The following is a 15,154-nucleotide window of genomic DNA, read 5'->3' as shown; positions in this document are numbered from 1 at the left end:
TCATGCGCGTCGTTTGCCGGTGCTGTCGCCCCGAGACACTTCGGCAAAGATCTCGGTAATCGGCCGCCGTGGCTGGCGCTTGTGCAACTCGCGCACCTGTTGGCTCATGCGCAGCAGTTCTGCGCTGGGTTTGGCCCATTGTTCCTTCGGTAGCGGTTCGGACCATTCGCGCATCACTTCGGGCAGGGCGTGTTGGCCCATGGTCTTGATTCGGCGGATTTCCCATTCGGTGAGGTGGTTGGGCAGGGTCCAGAGGGTCATGACGTGGTACAGGTACCAGAAAAAACCTGAAACCCGACCGCGTTCGCCATCGCGAATTTGCTGGTGCATGCGCGCCCGGGCGTTGCGGAAGGTGTGCAGGCCTTCGTGGGGTGGATCGTCGGGTCCTTGCAGGTCTTGCAAGTCCTGGATCGATTTGAGGTCGTTGACTTCATATTCCATGTACCCGCGGATCGCTTCCCAGTGGCTGATGGCCAACGGCAGGCCGGCGCAGGGGAATTCGACGCTGGTCAGGGTCTCGCCGTGCTGGAAGCCGATGCCCATGCCGTACTGGCGACGGATGCCGTACTGGGTGGCGCCCTGGGCTTCGATGACCCAAGCGGACAGGGATTCCCAGGGGACGAAGAGCGGTTCGGTGGCGTCCTCGGGCATGAAGCAGACTTCGCGGCGCTGACGGTTGAAGCGGGTGGGGACGATTTCGGCACGTTTGTTGTGGTTGTGGAGCCAGACGCCGAGGCCGATGAATAGGGTGAGAAAAGCGGTTAACAGTCCGAGTTCGGAAGCTGCAAAAAAGACATCCACCGCGAACTCCCACGAATAAAGCCACTCGTACCCCAAAGCGAGACCGAAAAGAAAGCTGAACAATGGGAACAGGAAAATAAACATAAAGGCCATCGTTAAAGGGCCTCCCAGTGTTACCTGCCACATAAATATCTGGGGAGATCCCAACCCCAAGTCCATGTACAGCTCATTTAACTCACCAATATGAGGTCCATGAGGCGGTAACGGTGTCGGCAGTGGTAACGGCGCGAGATAGGTGATCTTCCCGCTTGGAAAGGGCTCGACATCTCCGGCTTTGCGGGATTGCTCAAGGTGCGGCGCGGGTATGGGGTTATCAAGGTTGTTGGGCATGGTCGGCCAACTCCAGCAAATGGGTTTCAACCAGCAGTAAGGGCGGAAGCTCGGTGACTGTTTTTAGAGGCAGCGAAGGAAAATGGCCTTCGCCCCGAGGATTGAGGTGAATGACGTGGGTGTGGGAAACCCACTCTCCTTTGGCCACCAAGGACGACTCCGGACTGTAGGAGCAAGGCTTGCCCGCGATGACGGCTGTGTGAACGACGCGGCTCGTCCGGTCAGGGCACTTCATGCGCTTCGTTTGCCGGTGCTGTCGCCCCGAGACACCTCGGCAAAAATCTCGGTAATCGGCCGCCGTGGCTGGCGTTTGTGTAGTTCGCGCACCTGTTGGCTCATGCGCAGCAGTTCTGCGCTGGGTTTGGCCCATTGTTCCTTCTGTAGCGGTTCGGACCATTGGCGCATCACCTCGGGCAGGACATGTTGGCCCATGGTCTTGATGCGGCGGATTTCCCATTCGGTGAGGTGGTTGGGCAGGGTCCAGAGGGTCATGACGTGGTACAGGTACCAGAAAAACCCTGAAACCCGACCGCGTTCGCCATCGCGAATTTGCAGGTGCATGCGCGCCCGGGCGTTGCGGAAGGTGTGCAGGCCTTCGTGGGGTGGATCGTCGGGTCCTTGCAGGTCTTGCAAGTCCTGGATCGATTTGAGGTCGTTGACTTCATATTCCATGTACCCGCGGATCGCTTCCCAGTGGCTGATGGCCAAGGGCAGGCCGGCGCAGGGGAATTCGACGCTGGTCAGGGTCTCGCCGTGCTGGAAGCCGATGCCCATGCCGTACTGGCGACGGATGCCGTACTGGGTGGCGCCCTGGGCTTCGATGACCCAGGCCGAGAGGGATTCCCAGGGGACGAAGAGCGGTTCGGTGGCGTCCTCGGGCATGAAGCAGACTTCGCGGCGCTGGCGGTTGAAGCGGGTGGGGATGATTTCGGCGCGTTTGTTGTGGTTGTGGAGCCAGACGCAGAGGCCGATGGTTAAACCAAAAAGCCCCCCATATATGGCGTATCCGTAGATGGCGAAGAAGTAATCAGTGACAAACTCCCATGTGTAAGCAAGGTCATATCCGAATATGAGACCAAAGCATCCAGTGATGAGGGGAAACAGAAATGCAATCATAAAGGCAACACTGAATGGCCCACCTAATATAACCTGCCACGAAAATACCTCCGGCGATCCCAACCCAAAGTCCATGTACAGCTCATTTAACTCACCAATATGAGGTCCATGAGGCGGTATCGGTGTCGGCAGTGGTAACGGCGCGAGATAGGTGATCTTCCCGCTTGGAAACGGTTCAACATCTCCGGCTTTGCGGGAGTGCTCCAGGTACGGCGCGGGCATCGGGCTATCAAGGTTGTTGGGCATGGTCGGCGAACTCCAGCAAATGGGTTTCAACCAGCAACAGTGGCGGGTGCTCGGTGACTGTTTTGGGGGGCAGAGAAGGAAAGTCACCCTCACCCCGAGGGTTGAGGTGAATGACGTGGGTGCGAGATATCCACTCTCCTTTGGCGTTCAGTGATTGCACGCACACTGCCAGCTCCAGTGTCTCGGCCACAGGCGTCAGGGGGGCATCACGATTCAGCGGATATTGAAGGCATAGAATCAATGGGTCTGCTTGCACAACCTGCAGGCTGTCCAATACTTCATCGCTGATGGCGTCCTTGCGCTCACGCGCGGTGCCGCGGCTGTCGATGGGGCGGAAAAGACGATGGGCGCCAATGCCCAATCGCTTAGACGGTTTACCGCTCAAGGGGGGCTGGAAGTCACTGAGTTTGAGCCCCGGCAGTTTCAGATGAATGTCACTGGGTTTAGCGCGCAAAAACAGGTTCTTCAGCAATGAGTCATGCTCGTTCAGGCCAAGTTTTGCAGAAGGGGCGTGAAGTAAATCTCCTAGGTAACGTTGGTACTCATCCAGGCTGTAGTTGCCGCGTTCATCGGAGTCCAGGCTCCATGGCGTGGTTTTTAGCCACTTGTCGTGAGCGCTGATGTTGTAGCGGTTGTAAAGCCAGGTGCCGCCCAGTTCGAGTACCGTAAATAAGGCACCGGCCAGGTTGACCCGGAAAAACACTGTTGAAAGGCGTGTACCGGCAGCAGCCCAGGCGGCTGTTCTTGCTGCGGTGCTTTTTGCAAGCAGTACGGTGGCCCCCGCATGTAGTGTGTGACCAAGGCCATAGGCATTGACGGCGGTCATGCCGGCAGCACCCACGTTGGCAAGAGCAGCGCTACTCTGCGCCGCGCGATTGCCGCTACGCGTCGCCTGTTGCCAATTCTGGTGTTGGGTATTGAGGCTGGACAATGAAGATACAAGACCAAAGCCGTAGGTAAAGAATCCCAGTCCCACATGCAGCTTTCCCATCTGCACATGCACATTCTGCAAGGCGTGGTGCTGAAGAGCGTCGACAAGATTGGCGCTACGTGCTTTCAGTGCTGTATCCGAGAGACTCTGCGCCGTTGTGAAACCAGCAGAACCGGTGGCCGCCGCCGCACTCAACAATGGTCCAATAGTTCGTTTGTTTCCTGACTGTTTGATCGTTTCTTTGAAGACCTCCACCAAATTCACCGTCTGCACCAAAAACACCAACAACCCGACCCCTTCGCTTTTAATCAGATCCGCATTAGGCACCCCCTGAATCCCCAGCCGAATGTTCTTCAACAAACTCCTCACCTCCTGCTGCTGCGCCGGTGGAAACAGCACGGTCACTCCCGCCCGAGCCGGCGTGGCGCCATAGGTGCGCACCGAATGATCCGGCAGTTCGGCAATCGGGCTCAGTGCACCCGCCAGTCGGCCTTCGAGTTGCGTCAACTCCGCACGCACCCGACCGATCTCGGTCTGCAGCTCAATGGCCCGAGTCTTCTTGTGGCCGGCCTGGTTTTTGTTGTGGGTGAGTTGGTTACGTTTGACGGTCAGGTCCTTGAGGTAACCGCGTTCCCTGAGCACGTCCTTGATGTCGGTTTGCAGCGCCGCGTGTTCCCCCGGGGTGGCGATGGTGAAGGTCACGCCAGTGGTTTTCGCCGCATCGAGGATCCGCGCCGGCAGCGCTTTGGGCAGGTGGCGGAACAATTCGTCGAGGTCGGGGACTTTCCCTCCTGCCAGATCGAAACCTTCCAATGCGCGGCTCAGGCCCAGGTTCAGCGCGGGGCTCAGGCTGTGCTGGGTCGCGTCGGCGACGGCACGGGTGTGGTCGGGTAAATCGTCGAGGGCGGGCAGGTGCGGTTGTTCGATTTTCTGCAGGGCTTCCAGCCAGTGCGGCAGGTTGTTGAACAGGCCCATGCCGGCGTTGGACAACACGCTGTATTGCACCAGCAGTTCGGGCCGAATGCGCAGCGGCAAGGTATAGAACAGCCGTCGCGTCAGCTCCGGGTGTTTTTCCAGGTAGCCAAGCATCTCTTCACTGGCGTGGTCGCTGCGGCAAATGTCTTTGAGGCAGGCGTACTCGGCGTTGAAGGCCTCGCCCAGTTGCTGCGGATCCTGCGCGTCGTAGTACCAGGCCGAGCGATGGTAGCGACCGGCACACACCAGTTGCGTGCGGTCAGCGGTGATGCGCTCGAGCAAGCGGTTCCAGCGGCCAAGGTCGGCACGCTGCTGAAACAGCGAGTTGTCCATGGCCGGGCGGTCGATGAAATCGTTGATCCCGCGTGTGCCTGAGAACCAGGAGCCCTCGAGCACGTCTTCGATGCGTGTGTTTTGCTCCCTGCCGAGCTTGACCAAGGCTCTGAGGTGACGTTCAACGAAGTCCGCAGGGGCAACCTTGAAATGTTGGCGAGTGTAGTAATCGCGGTCTGCTTCCTCAATCGCAGCGCTGTGGACGGCGGTGCCTTGGTGCTTACCCATCACGAAGATTGTGGCAAGGGCTTCCTTGCGCAATTGCTCCAGCTCCGGGGGGCCCGGCACGTCCACCAGCTCGACCTTGCCGCCCTTGTTCAGGTACGCCAGCAAGGCTTTTCGGGTGCGTTCCTGGGTCGGCTCCGGCAACTGTTGCAGATCGGCAAACAAGGCCTTGACTGCGGGGTCGTCGCTGGCGTTGGCCAGACCGCCGGCATCATCGGGGCTGAGTTGGCTCAAGGATTCGATGTAGCAGGCCAGCAAGTAATCGCGTTCGTTGTGGTCGGCATTGCTCCAGTCGTCGACCCAGCCGACGACAGTGTCCTGATACTCGGCCAGGTCGCGCAGCACGCCGAGGTTGTCATTCACCACCAGAAACAGTGTGTCGTCCTGATAAGGCCCGCGAACCTGTCCCAGAAACTCGCCGATATGCGCCTCGCGAAAGCGTCGAGGGTTCTCCCATAAATAACGCTCGCGTTCGTGTTCGGGAGCGTCACTGACCAGCACCGACGGTAATAGAACGGCCTCCGGCAGTGGGTTGGCCGCGAGCTCGGCTTCCAGCTCGGCGCGATCCTTGGCGGCTTGCGCTTGCTGGGCCGGCACCGTAGCGATCTCCGCCATCCAGCGTTGGCCTTGCTCGACCGTCAGCAAGTGCGTGCCACCGGTTTGGCAATCCACCGGGCCGAGATCGACGACCTGCATGAAGTGCTCGCGTTCGTCCCTGCTGTCGAGTACTTGCGCGCATTTGGCCACTGTCCATTGCACTTCAGCAAAGGTCACGTGCAGGGTGCTGCGCCTTGAAAACACCAGGGCCGGAAGCTCTTCGATGGGCGTGCGCCGATCGCCGGTAACCTTGGCGCCCTTGTGTAACAGGGCGCTGACCATTCCGTTGAGTACCTGATATTCGTGGAGATAGCCGGTAACGCTGTCGATGACATACAACCAGCCGTCGCGCAGCATGCGAATGCCCAGCGGGCGGGTAGTCAGGGCGTAGGGCAGCTTCAGTTCGGCGCTGGGGTCAAGGAGCTTTTCCACCAGTCCATAACGCAAGGGCAACAGCTGAACGTGGGTTTGCCGCAAGGGGCAGGCACCGGGAGAGCTGATGGCGGTTTTGGACGCTGCCGCGGCAGCGAGGTTGGCAGCAGCGGTCATGAGCGTTCTCCTTCAGTGGCCCAGCGGTGGGCCAGATCAGCGGCCAGCGCAACGCGCTCGCCGGGCGATTGCAGCGATGGCGTATGGAGCAATTGGGCGATGTGCGGATGCTGTTCGAGCGTCGAGCCGTTCAGCCAGGCCATGACGTTGGCGTAATAGAAAAGCTCGGATTGGCTGCATAAACCCAAGGCACTGGCCTCGGCCTCCAGTTGTTCGAGCATTGGCCAGCGCTCGCCCACGGTTTTACCGACCGGATACTGGGGGAAAAAACTGAGCAAATGCGTGTCGAGTTCGAGCAGTGCGCGGCGTCGGTCAACACGGTCCAGCGCTGCATTCTGTTCAGGGCTCAGGCGATAGGGCGTCGACAACTCAGGGCATTCAGTCAATCGGGGTTGATGACGATGCCAATGGCCATCGACGCTGTCGGCCATTACCACGCAAGAAAGGGGGCCGAACAAACATTGATCGCCGCTGCCGAACAGTGCCTGCGCCACGGCCGCATCGGCCAGGCGCAAAACCACTGGCAGGCCTTCGGGCAACTCGATGGTCAGCAGTTTGCGTAAATGTTGAGCCACGTCATGCACGGGGGAGGAGCTGAACAACAGCACTCCCCACTCTTCATGCGCCTGTTGCAGATAGAACTGAAAAACCGCTTCGTCAGGATGTGGAATCGCTACCAGCAGCGGTGAGATATCCCGCAGGGAGGTGAAGGGCGCACTGTCATACAGTGCAACAGTGCTTACGGCGGGATTGAGTGTTTTCAAGTGCTGTGGCAAATCGCTGAAGGTCGTGCCGTCCAGCAACAGGAAAGCCTGTTGCTCGTTCCAGGGCAGGTCTTCAGGCAGGCAAGTCGAGAGTTTCATGCTGGGGTGGCCTCACAAATCAGGCAACGCGAAGCGCGGGTTGAAATCAGTGCGTGGCGTTGCTGCGCCGCGTGGAAAGCCACTTTCAGCAAAGGCAAGGCGCCCGGCATCAAAGGCTCCGCCGGCATGCTCACGGGCGCAGTGCCGCCCTGCAGAATCGGCACGCTGCTGAAAATTCCTTCCGGGCCCAGCGTCAGCCATTGACCGCCAGCCATGAGCCCCAGGTGCGTTCCACCGTTGATGACGACTCGTTGTCCGGCGCTGAGCTGAATCTGCTGCATGGCGCTGAGTCGCTGACTGGTGACGCGAAGATGTTGATCGCCCTGAACCAGCAGGTGATCGTCCTGTTTGATTTCAGTCAAACGGTTGCCGCGGGTCAGGCGCTGTTCTTCGCCGCGCAGTTCGTGGCTGGCGAGGCCGCCGATCACCACGGTTCGCTGGTTGTCGACCTGAATGCGTTCGTCATTGAGAACGAGCTGGACAAAATCGCGCTGGGCACGCAGGGCAATCTCTTCGGCACCTTTTTTGTCCTCGATGCGCAGCTCGTTGTAACCGCCCCCACCGGGGCTGCTCTGACTGCGGAAAATGCTACGGGTGTGCTCGGCCGGCAAATCCAGTGGTACCGGTGTCGCGGCGTTGGCCAGGCAGGCAACGACGACGGGTTTATCGGGATCGCCATCAGTGAATCCCACCAACACTTCCATGCCGACTCGCGGGATCTGCACGCTGCCGTAACTGTCATGGGCCCAGGCAGCGGCGACACGCAGCCAGCAACTCGATTGTTCATCGTGCTGCCCGTCGCGGTCCCAGGGCAGCTGGACTTTGACTCGACCGTATTGATCACAATAAATCTCTTCACCGGGCGGGCCCGTGACGACTGCATGCTGGTTGCCCATCATCCGGGGTTTGGGGTGTTCAAGGGCCGGTCGGAATATTACGTCCCAAGGTGTGGCGACAAAGAGGTTGCGGTAGCCCTGACTGAAGCCATCCTGCGAACGACTGTCGGTGATCGACTCTTCCAGCACTCCAGGTTGAAAACCGGTGTGCTCCACTTCAGTCAACAACCACAGTCCATTCCAGTCAGTGCGAGGGTGTTCGGTCATCTCGAAAAAATGGCCGCTGCGCATCGCACTTTGATCGCTATGCCCATTCGCTTGCCGGTAATCGGCGCGGTGACGTTCCAATGCCCGATTGGCCAGATATTTACCGTGGTCTCGATGGGTAAACTGGCCTGGAAAGGCATAGTCCTCCAGGCGCGGCAACAGCGGGAGCCTGGTCTCGCTGTCGAGTTGCAGGCGCGGTTTCTCGAAGTCGTAATCACGACGGCTGACGTGTGTGGGGCGGGGTTCCAGTCGCAGCTTGAAACGCTGAATGACCGGCGCATCGGCAATCATGCCGTTGTCTTGCCTGTACGCGGTTGATTGGTCGGGTTTCGAAAAAACCGTTTGATCGTCGCCGAGTACCAGCACATGCCCGTCGGCGCTGTGCTGGAAATGAAAGTGCAGGCCTTCTTCCTCACACAACCGTTGAAGAAAATGCAGGTCGGTCTCGTACTGCACACAATAGAGTCGTGGCCGGTACTCGGCGCTCAGTTGGAAGCGCCAGGCATCGGACTGGATTCCCTGGTCTTTCAGCACTGTTGCAATGATTTGCGGCACGCTTTGGTGCTGAAAAATACGCTGGTTGTGACAATGGGTGAGATAGGCGAGGTGCGGTGCCAGGGTCATTTGATAGCGGGTCAGGCGTTTGCCCGAGTCGCCTTGCGCGATTTGATAGATCTGCCCGTGAAGGCCGGCGCCGTCAGGACCGAAGCTCAGAAAAGCCGAGCGATGCAGGAGTGAATCGAGGTCCAGGTCGGGGCGCTCGCTGACCAGTTCCAGTTTGACTTCGTAAGGCTGGTTGAGCGCTTCCTTGGCGCGGAATTCGAGTACCTGAAGGTCGTCGGAAAAACCTTCAATATCGAGTTTGAATATGACGGGTTTGACGGCGCTGAACATCCACGTTTCCTTGTGTCTATTTCAAGTCACAGGACTTTGCGTGGAGCGACGAACCGGCGCAGTCAGACGGATCGATATTTAGAGTAGGACGGATCCGTTAAGCCGGATCGCTGTCGAGGGCCCTGACCTTACGGGACGTACTCCGTAGGAAACAAGGTGATGGCCACGGGGAAAATAATCGCGGCGAAAGGGTGGGGTTAATGGCAAAAGGTCGGGAATGCAGAAAGGCAGAAAAGATCGCAGCCTTCGGGATGTACACCATTTCCCTGTCGGCGCTGCCGAAGGCTGCGATCTTTTGCGCTATTTCGGATACAACGGCGGCAAGCCACTGTCGCCCACCGGGTCATGGACCCGTTCGGCAATCGGGATGGCGCGGATCGCGCGCCAGAGTTCTTCGCCTTGCCAGTAATGCCCGGTTTCGCTGTAGAGCGCGCCATTCAAGCCATCGAGGGCGTCGGACAGCGGTACGAAGCGTGCGGCCATATCGGCCAGGGTTTCCGGCTGTTGACGGGCCCAGGCGTCGAGCGCCTGACGGGTGGCTTGAGGGTCGTTGGCCTGGCACGCACGCTTGAGGTCGTCGAGTAGGGTGCGCGGGCTCGGGCCCGTTTGCGTGGCGCGCAGAATCGCCGGCTGCCAACGCGCACGCCACCACAGACCGAAGCCAAGCAAGGTGGTGCAGGCGAGGATCAAGGTGCTGAGCTTCCAGTACCAGAGCGCTTCACTGCCGAGCGCTACGGTAGCCGGCACGTTGCCCGCTGGAGTGTCGACCATCAGGCTTGGGTTGCTCACGGTGTTCAGGGTGCGAGCGGGCAGGCTGCTGCGCTCCAGATGATCTTGAAGGGTGTTCCACCAGACCACTTCCACGGGCGGCAATTCGATCTGCCCGATACGAGTGGGCACCAGTGCTTCGCGGTCTTCGCGGATGCCGATCAACCCTCGGTCACTGGGCTGATTGCTCAATTGTGGCTGATCGGGATAACGCCGCAATCCGCTGCTTTCAGTGGCGGGCAGGGGCGGCAGTTGCGAGCTGGCCAGGCCTTCGGCTTTCAGGGTCAGGCTGCGGGTCATGGAGTCGCCCACTTGAACGTGATCAGGCGTAGGGTTCCAGCTTTCACTGAGACTCAGGCTGCGTGCTGGCAGCCAAGGGGCGTCGGCGGGATAATCGGCCGGTTTCGGCTTGACGGTCAGGTTGAGCCCGGTGGAGCTCACGCGAATCAGTTTTCCCGCTTTTGGCCCTTGCGGGGCCGACTCCTGAGAGGGTTGCGTCTCCGCCAGGGTGGCGCTGAACATCTGTGCAGGAATCGTCAGCAGGCCACTGTGTTGCGGGTAAATTGCGTACTGCCGTTCGATCACGCCGTGGCGCAGGTCATTGATGACTTTTTCGTAAGTGCGCGACTCACCGAGTTGTTCGACGCGCGCATCGGGGATTTGCAGCGGGGTCAGGCTGCTGTCGTCATACAGCGACACCGAGTGATAGATGCGCAAGGTCAGAATCGCCTGGGCCTGCACGTACACGGTGTCCTGATCGAGGCTGGTCTCGATGAACACGGGCGCCAGTTTGTCGGCGCTGTCCTGCTTCTCGCTTTCGACCACCTGCAAGTTGATCGGCTGGCTTTTGTACTCACCCAGCGCCAGGGACGGGATGACCAGTGTGCCGTTGTGCTTGGGCAGGAGGGTGATGATCCAGCGGGTGGTGGCGTGGCTGTCGTCGCCCAGGGTTGTGGGCTGGTTGACCTGGCGGGTGCCGCGAACCTCGAACAGCGGGTCAAGTGCGCTCAGGTCAGGTTTGCCGAACTGCGTGACATCACTGGATTCGAGGGTCAGTTCGACCGTCTCGCCGGAATTCACGCGGCTGCGATCGATGCTGGCAACCAGCCCCGCAGCCTGGGCACCCACGGTCCAGAGCGAAAGGCTGAGCAATAGAACGGTGAAGCGGGTCATCGAGTTTTTCCCTGATCCTGATGTTGTTGCTGTTCGTACCAGAATTTACGTTTAAGCAGTTCGCCCGGCTCATCCGGGATTTTACGCAGCCATTGCTCCAGGGCCTGGCGGCGCTCGCCGTCGAAATTGGCGTCGGCGGTGCGGATCGGCGGTGTGCTGCGTTGTTCATCGCCCAACTCACTGCCCGGCACTTCATTATTGCCCGGTTGTGGCGGGCTGTCGGTCCGGTTTTCGCTGTTGGCGTCGACGTGCGATTGCGCGGTTTGCGTGTCGGTCTTTTGCTCGTCACTGGTCGAGGTTTGTGTCGACGCACCCGGTGGCGGGGGTTGCTGGGTTTGCAGGTGCTCTTCGCCGTCGGTTTTATCGGGCTCATTGGATGAAGTAGAGGCTTTCTGTTTGATCAACGCTTCTACCAGCGCTTTGTTGGTCTGCGCCGGGCGTAAATCAGGTTGCAGCTCAAGGGCTTGTTCATAGGCATCGACGGCAGCTTCCAGTTCAGCGCTTTTAGCCAGGGCGTTGCCGCGATTGTAGTTCGCACGGGCGTCGTTGCCTTCGGCGAAACGCTCGGCGGCAGCGGCATACTCACCGGCCTCATACAGCGCAACGCCTTGCCATTGCCGATCCTGAAAACGCTGCGCGGCCTCCGCAGGCTGGTGTTGCTTGAGCAAGTGCAGGCCCTGTTGGTCGGGGCGCAGCCAAAGATCGTTGAACTCGAAGGCGTAACTCGGTTGCGGCAGCATGAACAGCAATGGCAGGCAAAACAGCCAGCCTCGGCGTCCGGCGCAGGCCGTCAGCAGCAACAGCGGCAGTAACAGCCAATAGCCCTGGTCGGCCCAGGTATCGAGGCGCAGGGTCTGGCCATCGTTACGCACGCTATGCGGGCTATCGAGCAGCCCGAGACCGCGCAGGTCGCTGTCGTCCAGCTGCGCTTGCCGGTAACGCCCCTCCATTTCGCTGGCAAAGGCTTTAAGGCTTGGCCCGTCGAGACGCGGCACGAGGATCGCGCCTTGCGCATCCTTGAGGAAGCTGCCGTGTTCGTCAGCGATCGGTGCGCCTTGCGGGGTGCCAATGCCGAGCATCAACCATTGCGGTGCCTGACCGCGCAGAGCCTGACGAATACCCTGGCGCTCCTGTTCGCTGAGGGATGAGCCAATCAGCAGAATCCGGCCCTGGCCGAGGGCGCCGCGGTTGAGTAATGTCAGTGCCTTGGTCACGGCCAGATCGGCGCGATGACCGGCCTCGGGCATGATCGACGGTTTCAGCGCTTCCAGCAGGTTGCTGCTGGTGGCCAGGTCGTCCGAGAGCGGCACCAGCGTGTGCGCGCTGCCGGCATAGACGACGATGGCGGTCTGTGCGTCGCTGCGGGCTTGCAATAGATCGAGCAGCTTGCGCCGGGCCTGTTCAAGGCGCGTCGACGGCACGTCGGTGGCGAGCATTTCCGGGGTTAATTCAAACAGGACCACCAAGGGGGCGGCAGGTTTCTGCGCGGATTGTTCGACCCGTTCCCAACTGGGCCCCAATAGCGCCAATACCGCCAGAACCCAGGCCAGGCCGAGGGCGACCCACGGCAACTTGCTTTCACGCCCGTTGCCACCGCTGAGCAGGGTGGCGTGGAAGGCCGGCGGCAGGATCATCTGCCAGCGACCCGCGCGTTTTTGCCGGTGCCAGAGTTGCCACAGCAACCAGCCCAATAGCGGCAACAGCAGTAGCCACCAGGGACGGAACCAATGCGGCCAGAGCGCGATCATCGGCGCCTCCGCAGACGCAGGCGTTTAAGCCGCTGGCGCCAGTCAGGGTGCTGTTGCAGAAAATTCGACCGGGTGAAAAAGCGTTGCATCGGGTTGTCTGGCCAGCGTTCGCGGATCACCAGCAACAGGCTCATCAGCAACGCGGCGGCCAGCGGCCAGCTGTACAACGCTTGTGCCGGGCGAGCCTGGGTGGGTTGTTGAGTCACAGGCTCCAGTTGATCAAGGGTCTTCTTGATCTCCAGCAATTCCTTGCCGTCACGTGCACGGAAGTAGCGCCCGCCGGTAGCTTCGGCGATGGCTTTCAAGGCGGGTTCATCGAGGTCCATGGTCGGGTTTCCCGCCAGAAAAGCCAGAGGGCCGGCTTGCTCCGGATCGGCACCAATGCCGATCGGGTAGATTTTCACGCCTTCTTCGGCAGCCAGTCTTGCCGCGGTCAGCGGATCGATTTCACCGCCATTGTTGGCGCCGTCGGTGACCAGAATCAGCACGCGGCTCTGCGCCGGACGTTGGCGCAAGCGCTTCAAGGCCAGGCCGATGGCGTCGCCAATGGCGGTGTTCTTGCCGGCAATGCCGATCCGCGCTTCGTCAAGCCAGATACGCACGGTGCGCCGATCGAACGTCAGCGGTGCTTGCAGATACGCCTGGCTGCCGAACAGGATCAGGCCGACGCGATCGCCATCGCGCCCTTCAAGGAAGTCACCGAGCAAGTGTTTGACCAGTGTCAGGCGGCTGACGTCTTCGTCTTGCCACTCCATGTCGGGGAAATCCATGGAGCCGGAAACGTCGACGGCCACCAGCAAGTCGCGCCCACTGGCGGCAATCGGCAGCGGCTCGCCGAGCCATTGCGGGCGTGCGGCGGCGATCAACAGCAGCAGCCAGAGCAGGATGAACGGTGCTTGCTGGCGCCAGGTCGGCAGGTTGACACGCGCGCGACGCCGGGCCAGGCCTTCAAGGTCGGACAGAAAGCTGACCTTGAGCGCCGGCTCGCCGCTGTCGGCGACCGGCAGCACAACCCGCATCAGCCACGGCAGTGGCAGCAGGGCGAAGATCCATGGCCAGGCGAACTCAAACATGCTTGCGAATCCAGGTGTCGACGGCTTGTGTCAGGCCAGCGATGGCCTTGTCGTCGAGTTTGCATTCCGGTTTGTAAGCGCCTTCAACCAGAATCATCCAGCGGGTCAGGCCGGCGGCCGGGCAACGGTTGTCGAGAAACGCCAGCCATTTACGACCGTTCAGGGTGTGGCTCTGGCTGTAGGGGTAATGGTTGCGACACAGGCGCTTGAGCAGCCCGTTGAGTTGCTGCAACCAGGCACCGGCGGGCGCACCGTCATAGGGTTTGGGCATTTGCGCCAGTTCCGCCAGCGCCGCCAGTCGCACCGGGTCCAGCGGCTGTTCGGCGCGCACGATAGAGCGCTTGACGGGAATAAAGCGACGCAGTTGCCACAGGCCAAAGCCGATCAGTGGCAGCAGCACCAATAGCAGCCACCAACCCGGCGCCGGCGGCCAGAACTCGATGGGCGGCGGCGTCATCAGCGGTTGCAGTTGATCGAGGCTGTTCATTGGCTTTTACCCGGACGTTTCGGGTTCAGGTATTCACGCAATTGTTCGACCATTTCGCTTTGAGTGCTCAGCGGCATTAACAGCACGCGCAGTTTCTGCGCCAGCAATTCCCAGCGGGCGATGCGGGCTTCGGCCTGGGCGCGATAACTTTGGCGCAGGTCGACGTTCAGCGTATCGAGTTCAAGTTGAGCCCCGCGCTCGGCGAAACGCAGCAAGCCGGCAGCGGGCAGGGCGTGGTCCAGAGGGTCGGAGACTGGCAGCAACAGCAAATCACAGTGCCGCGACAGCAGGCTCAGTTGCTGTTCGGCGCCTTCGGACAAGGCGCGCTCGTCGCAGATCACGATCACCAGGCTCCCCGGGCGCAGCACTTCGCGCGCGCGGCGCAAGGCCATGCCCAGACTGTCGCGATCCGGCTCGCTTTCGGTCGTGAGGGACTGGTTGACGCGCACCATGCGGTTGAGCAATTGCAGCAGGCTTTGCTTGCTGCGCCGGGGTTTGATTTCGTAATGCTCGTTGTCACCGTACACCAGCCCGCCAACACGGTCGTTGTGTCCCAGCGCAGCCCAACCGATCAGGCTCGCGGCTTGTGCGGCCAACACCGATTTGAACATCAGCCCCGAGCCGAAAAACAGCCGACGACTTTGTTCGACCATGATGAAAATCGGCCGCTCGCGCTCTTCGTGAAACAGCTTGGTGTGCGGTTCCTGGGTGCGTGCGGTGACGCGCCAGTCGATGGTTCGCACATCGTCGCCAGCCTGATAGACCCGCACCTGATCGAAGTCCACACCACGCCCGCGCAACTTGGAATGGTGCAAGCCAATCAGCGGGCTGCGCTGGCTCGGGGTGGAAAACAATTGCACTTCGCGCACGCGATGGCGCATCTCGATCAGCTCGGAGAGACTGACACGGATACCCGGTTCGGGCGCAAGCGGCTTGGTCATC

Annotated in this window: 10 protein-coding genes; all 10 read right to left on the bottom strand. The window is 60.5% G+C overall.

Going from position 1 to position 15,154, the window contains the following annotated elements; translation table 11 throughout:
* Entirely contained in the window at positions 1-894 is an 894-nt protein-coding gene (locus AC3WK5_RS03460) for a hypothetical protein (protein WP_256585086.1), read from the bottom strand.
* 468 nt (positions 895-1,362) lie between these two features.
* Positions 1,363-2,493 carry a SoxR reducing system RseC family protein gene (locus tag AC3WK5_RS03455; RefSeq protein WP_103314485.1) on the bottom strand — a complete coding sequence of 377 codons (1,131 nt, stop codon included), beginning with the start codon at positions 2,491-2,493 and terminating at the stop codon, positions 1,363-1,365.
* Positions 2,477-6,103, bottom strand: coding sequence for a toxin VasX (locus tag AC3WK5_RS03450; protein ID WP_103314486.1), 3,627 nt, complete (start codon positions 6,101-6,103; stop codon positions 2,477-2,479). The genes AC3WK5_RS03455 and AC3WK5_RS03450 overlap by 17 nt, the downstream gene beginning before the upstream one ends.
* Positions 6,100-6,966, bottom strand: a complete 867-nt coding sequence (locus tag AC3WK5_RS03445; protein ID WP_103314487.1) for a DUF4123 domain-containing protein — start codon at positions 6,964-6,966, stop codon at positions 6,100-6,102. The genes AC3WK5_RS03450 and AC3WK5_RS03445 overlap by 4 nt, the downstream gene beginning before the upstream one ends.
* Positions 6,963-8,963: a type VI secretion system Vgr family protein gene (locus tag AC3WK5_RS03440; protein WP_103314488.1), complete on the bottom strand. Its 2,001-nt coding sequence runs from the start codon at positions 8,961-8,963 to the stop codon at positions 6,963-6,965. Before AC3WK5_RS03440 ends, AC3WK5_RS03445 begins: the two co-directional genes overlap by 4 nt.
* Positions 8,964-9,263: 300 nt before the next feature.
* Positions 9,264-10,904, bottom strand: coding sequence for a BatD family protein (locus AC3WK5_RS03435; RefSeq protein ID WP_103314489.1), 1,641 nt, complete (start codon positions 10,902-10,904; stop codon positions 9,264-9,266).
* Complete coding sequence (locus AC3WK5_RS03430; protein ID WP_103314490.1) at positions 10,901-12,652, bottom strand: VWA domain-containing protein; 1,752 nt, start codon at positions 12,650-12,652, stop codon at positions 10,901-10,903. Before AC3WK5_RS03430 ends, AC3WK5_RS03435 begins: the two co-directional genes overlap by 4 nt.
* Entirely contained in the window at positions 12,649-13,725 is a 1,077-nt protein-coding gene (locus AC3WK5_RS03425) for a vWA domain-containing protein (protein ID WP_103314491.1), read from the bottom strand. Before AC3WK5_RS03425 ends, AC3WK5_RS03430 begins: the two co-directional genes overlap by 4 nt.
* Positions 13,718-14,212, bottom strand: coding sequence for a DUF4381 domain-containing protein (locus AC3WK5_RS03420; protein ID WP_054597167.1), 495 nt, complete (start codon positions 14,210-14,212; stop codon positions 13,718-13,720). Before AC3WK5_RS03420 ends, AC3WK5_RS03425 begins: the two co-directional genes overlap by 8 nt.
* Positions 14,209-15,153, bottom strand: coding sequence for a DUF58 domain-containing protein (locus AC3WK5_RS03415; RefSeq protein WP_054597168.1), 945 nt, complete (start codon positions 15,151-15,153; stop codon positions 14,209-14,211). The genes AC3WK5_RS03420 and AC3WK5_RS03415 overlap by 4 nt, the downstream gene beginning before the upstream one ends.
* Position 15,154 lies beyond the last annotated feature (1 nt).

Source organism: Pseudomonas sp. FW306-02-D09B (genome assembly GCF_058782685.1).
This window is presented reverse-complemented; position numbering and strand designations above follow the sequence as displayed.

Bases quoted from the DNA above. Each gene is read 5' to 3' on its own strand.
- AC3WK5_RS03435 (WP_103314489.1), bottom strand. From the start codon at position 10,904: ATGACCCGCTTCACCGTTCTATTGCTCAGCCTTTCGCTCTGGACCGTG.
- AC3WK5_RS03445 (WP_103314487.1), bottom strand. From the start codon at position 6,966: ATGAAACTCTCGACTTGCCTGCCTGAAGACCTGCCCTGGAACGAGCAA.
- AC3WK5_RS03430 (WP_103314490.1), bottom strand. From the start codon at position 12,652: ATGATCGCGCTCTGGCCGCATTGGTTCCGTCCCTGGTGGCTACTGCTG.
- AC3WK5_RS03425 (WP_103314491.1), bottom strand. From the start codon at position 13,725: ATGTTTGAGTTCGCCTGGCCATGGATCTTCGCCCTGCTGCCACTGCCG.
- AC3WK5_RS03440 (WP_103314488.1), bottom strand. From the start codon at position 8,963: ATGTTCAGCGCCGTCAAACCCGTCATATTCAAACTCGATATTGAAGGT.
- AC3WK5_RS03455 (WP_103314485.1), bottom strand. From the start codon at position 2,493: ATGCCCAACAACCTTGATAGCCCGATGCCCGCGCCGTACCTGGAGCAC.
- AC3WK5_RS03420 (WP_054597167.1), bottom strand. From the start codon at position 14,212: ATGAACAGCCTCGATCAACTGCAACCGCTGATGACGCCGCCGCCCATC.
- AC3WK5_RS03450 (WP_103314486.1), bottom strand. From the start codon at position 6,103: ATGACCGCTGCTGCCAACCTCGCTGCCGCGGCAGCGTCCAAAACCGCC.
- AC3WK5_RS03415 (WP_054597168.1), bottom strand. From the start codon at position 15,153: ATGACCAAGCCGCTTGCGCCCGAACCGGGTATCCGTGTCAGTCTCTCC.
- AC3WK5_RS03460 (WP_256585086.1), bottom strand. From the start codon at position 894: ATGGCCTTTATGTTTATTTTCCTGTTCCCATTGTTCAGCTTTCTTTTC.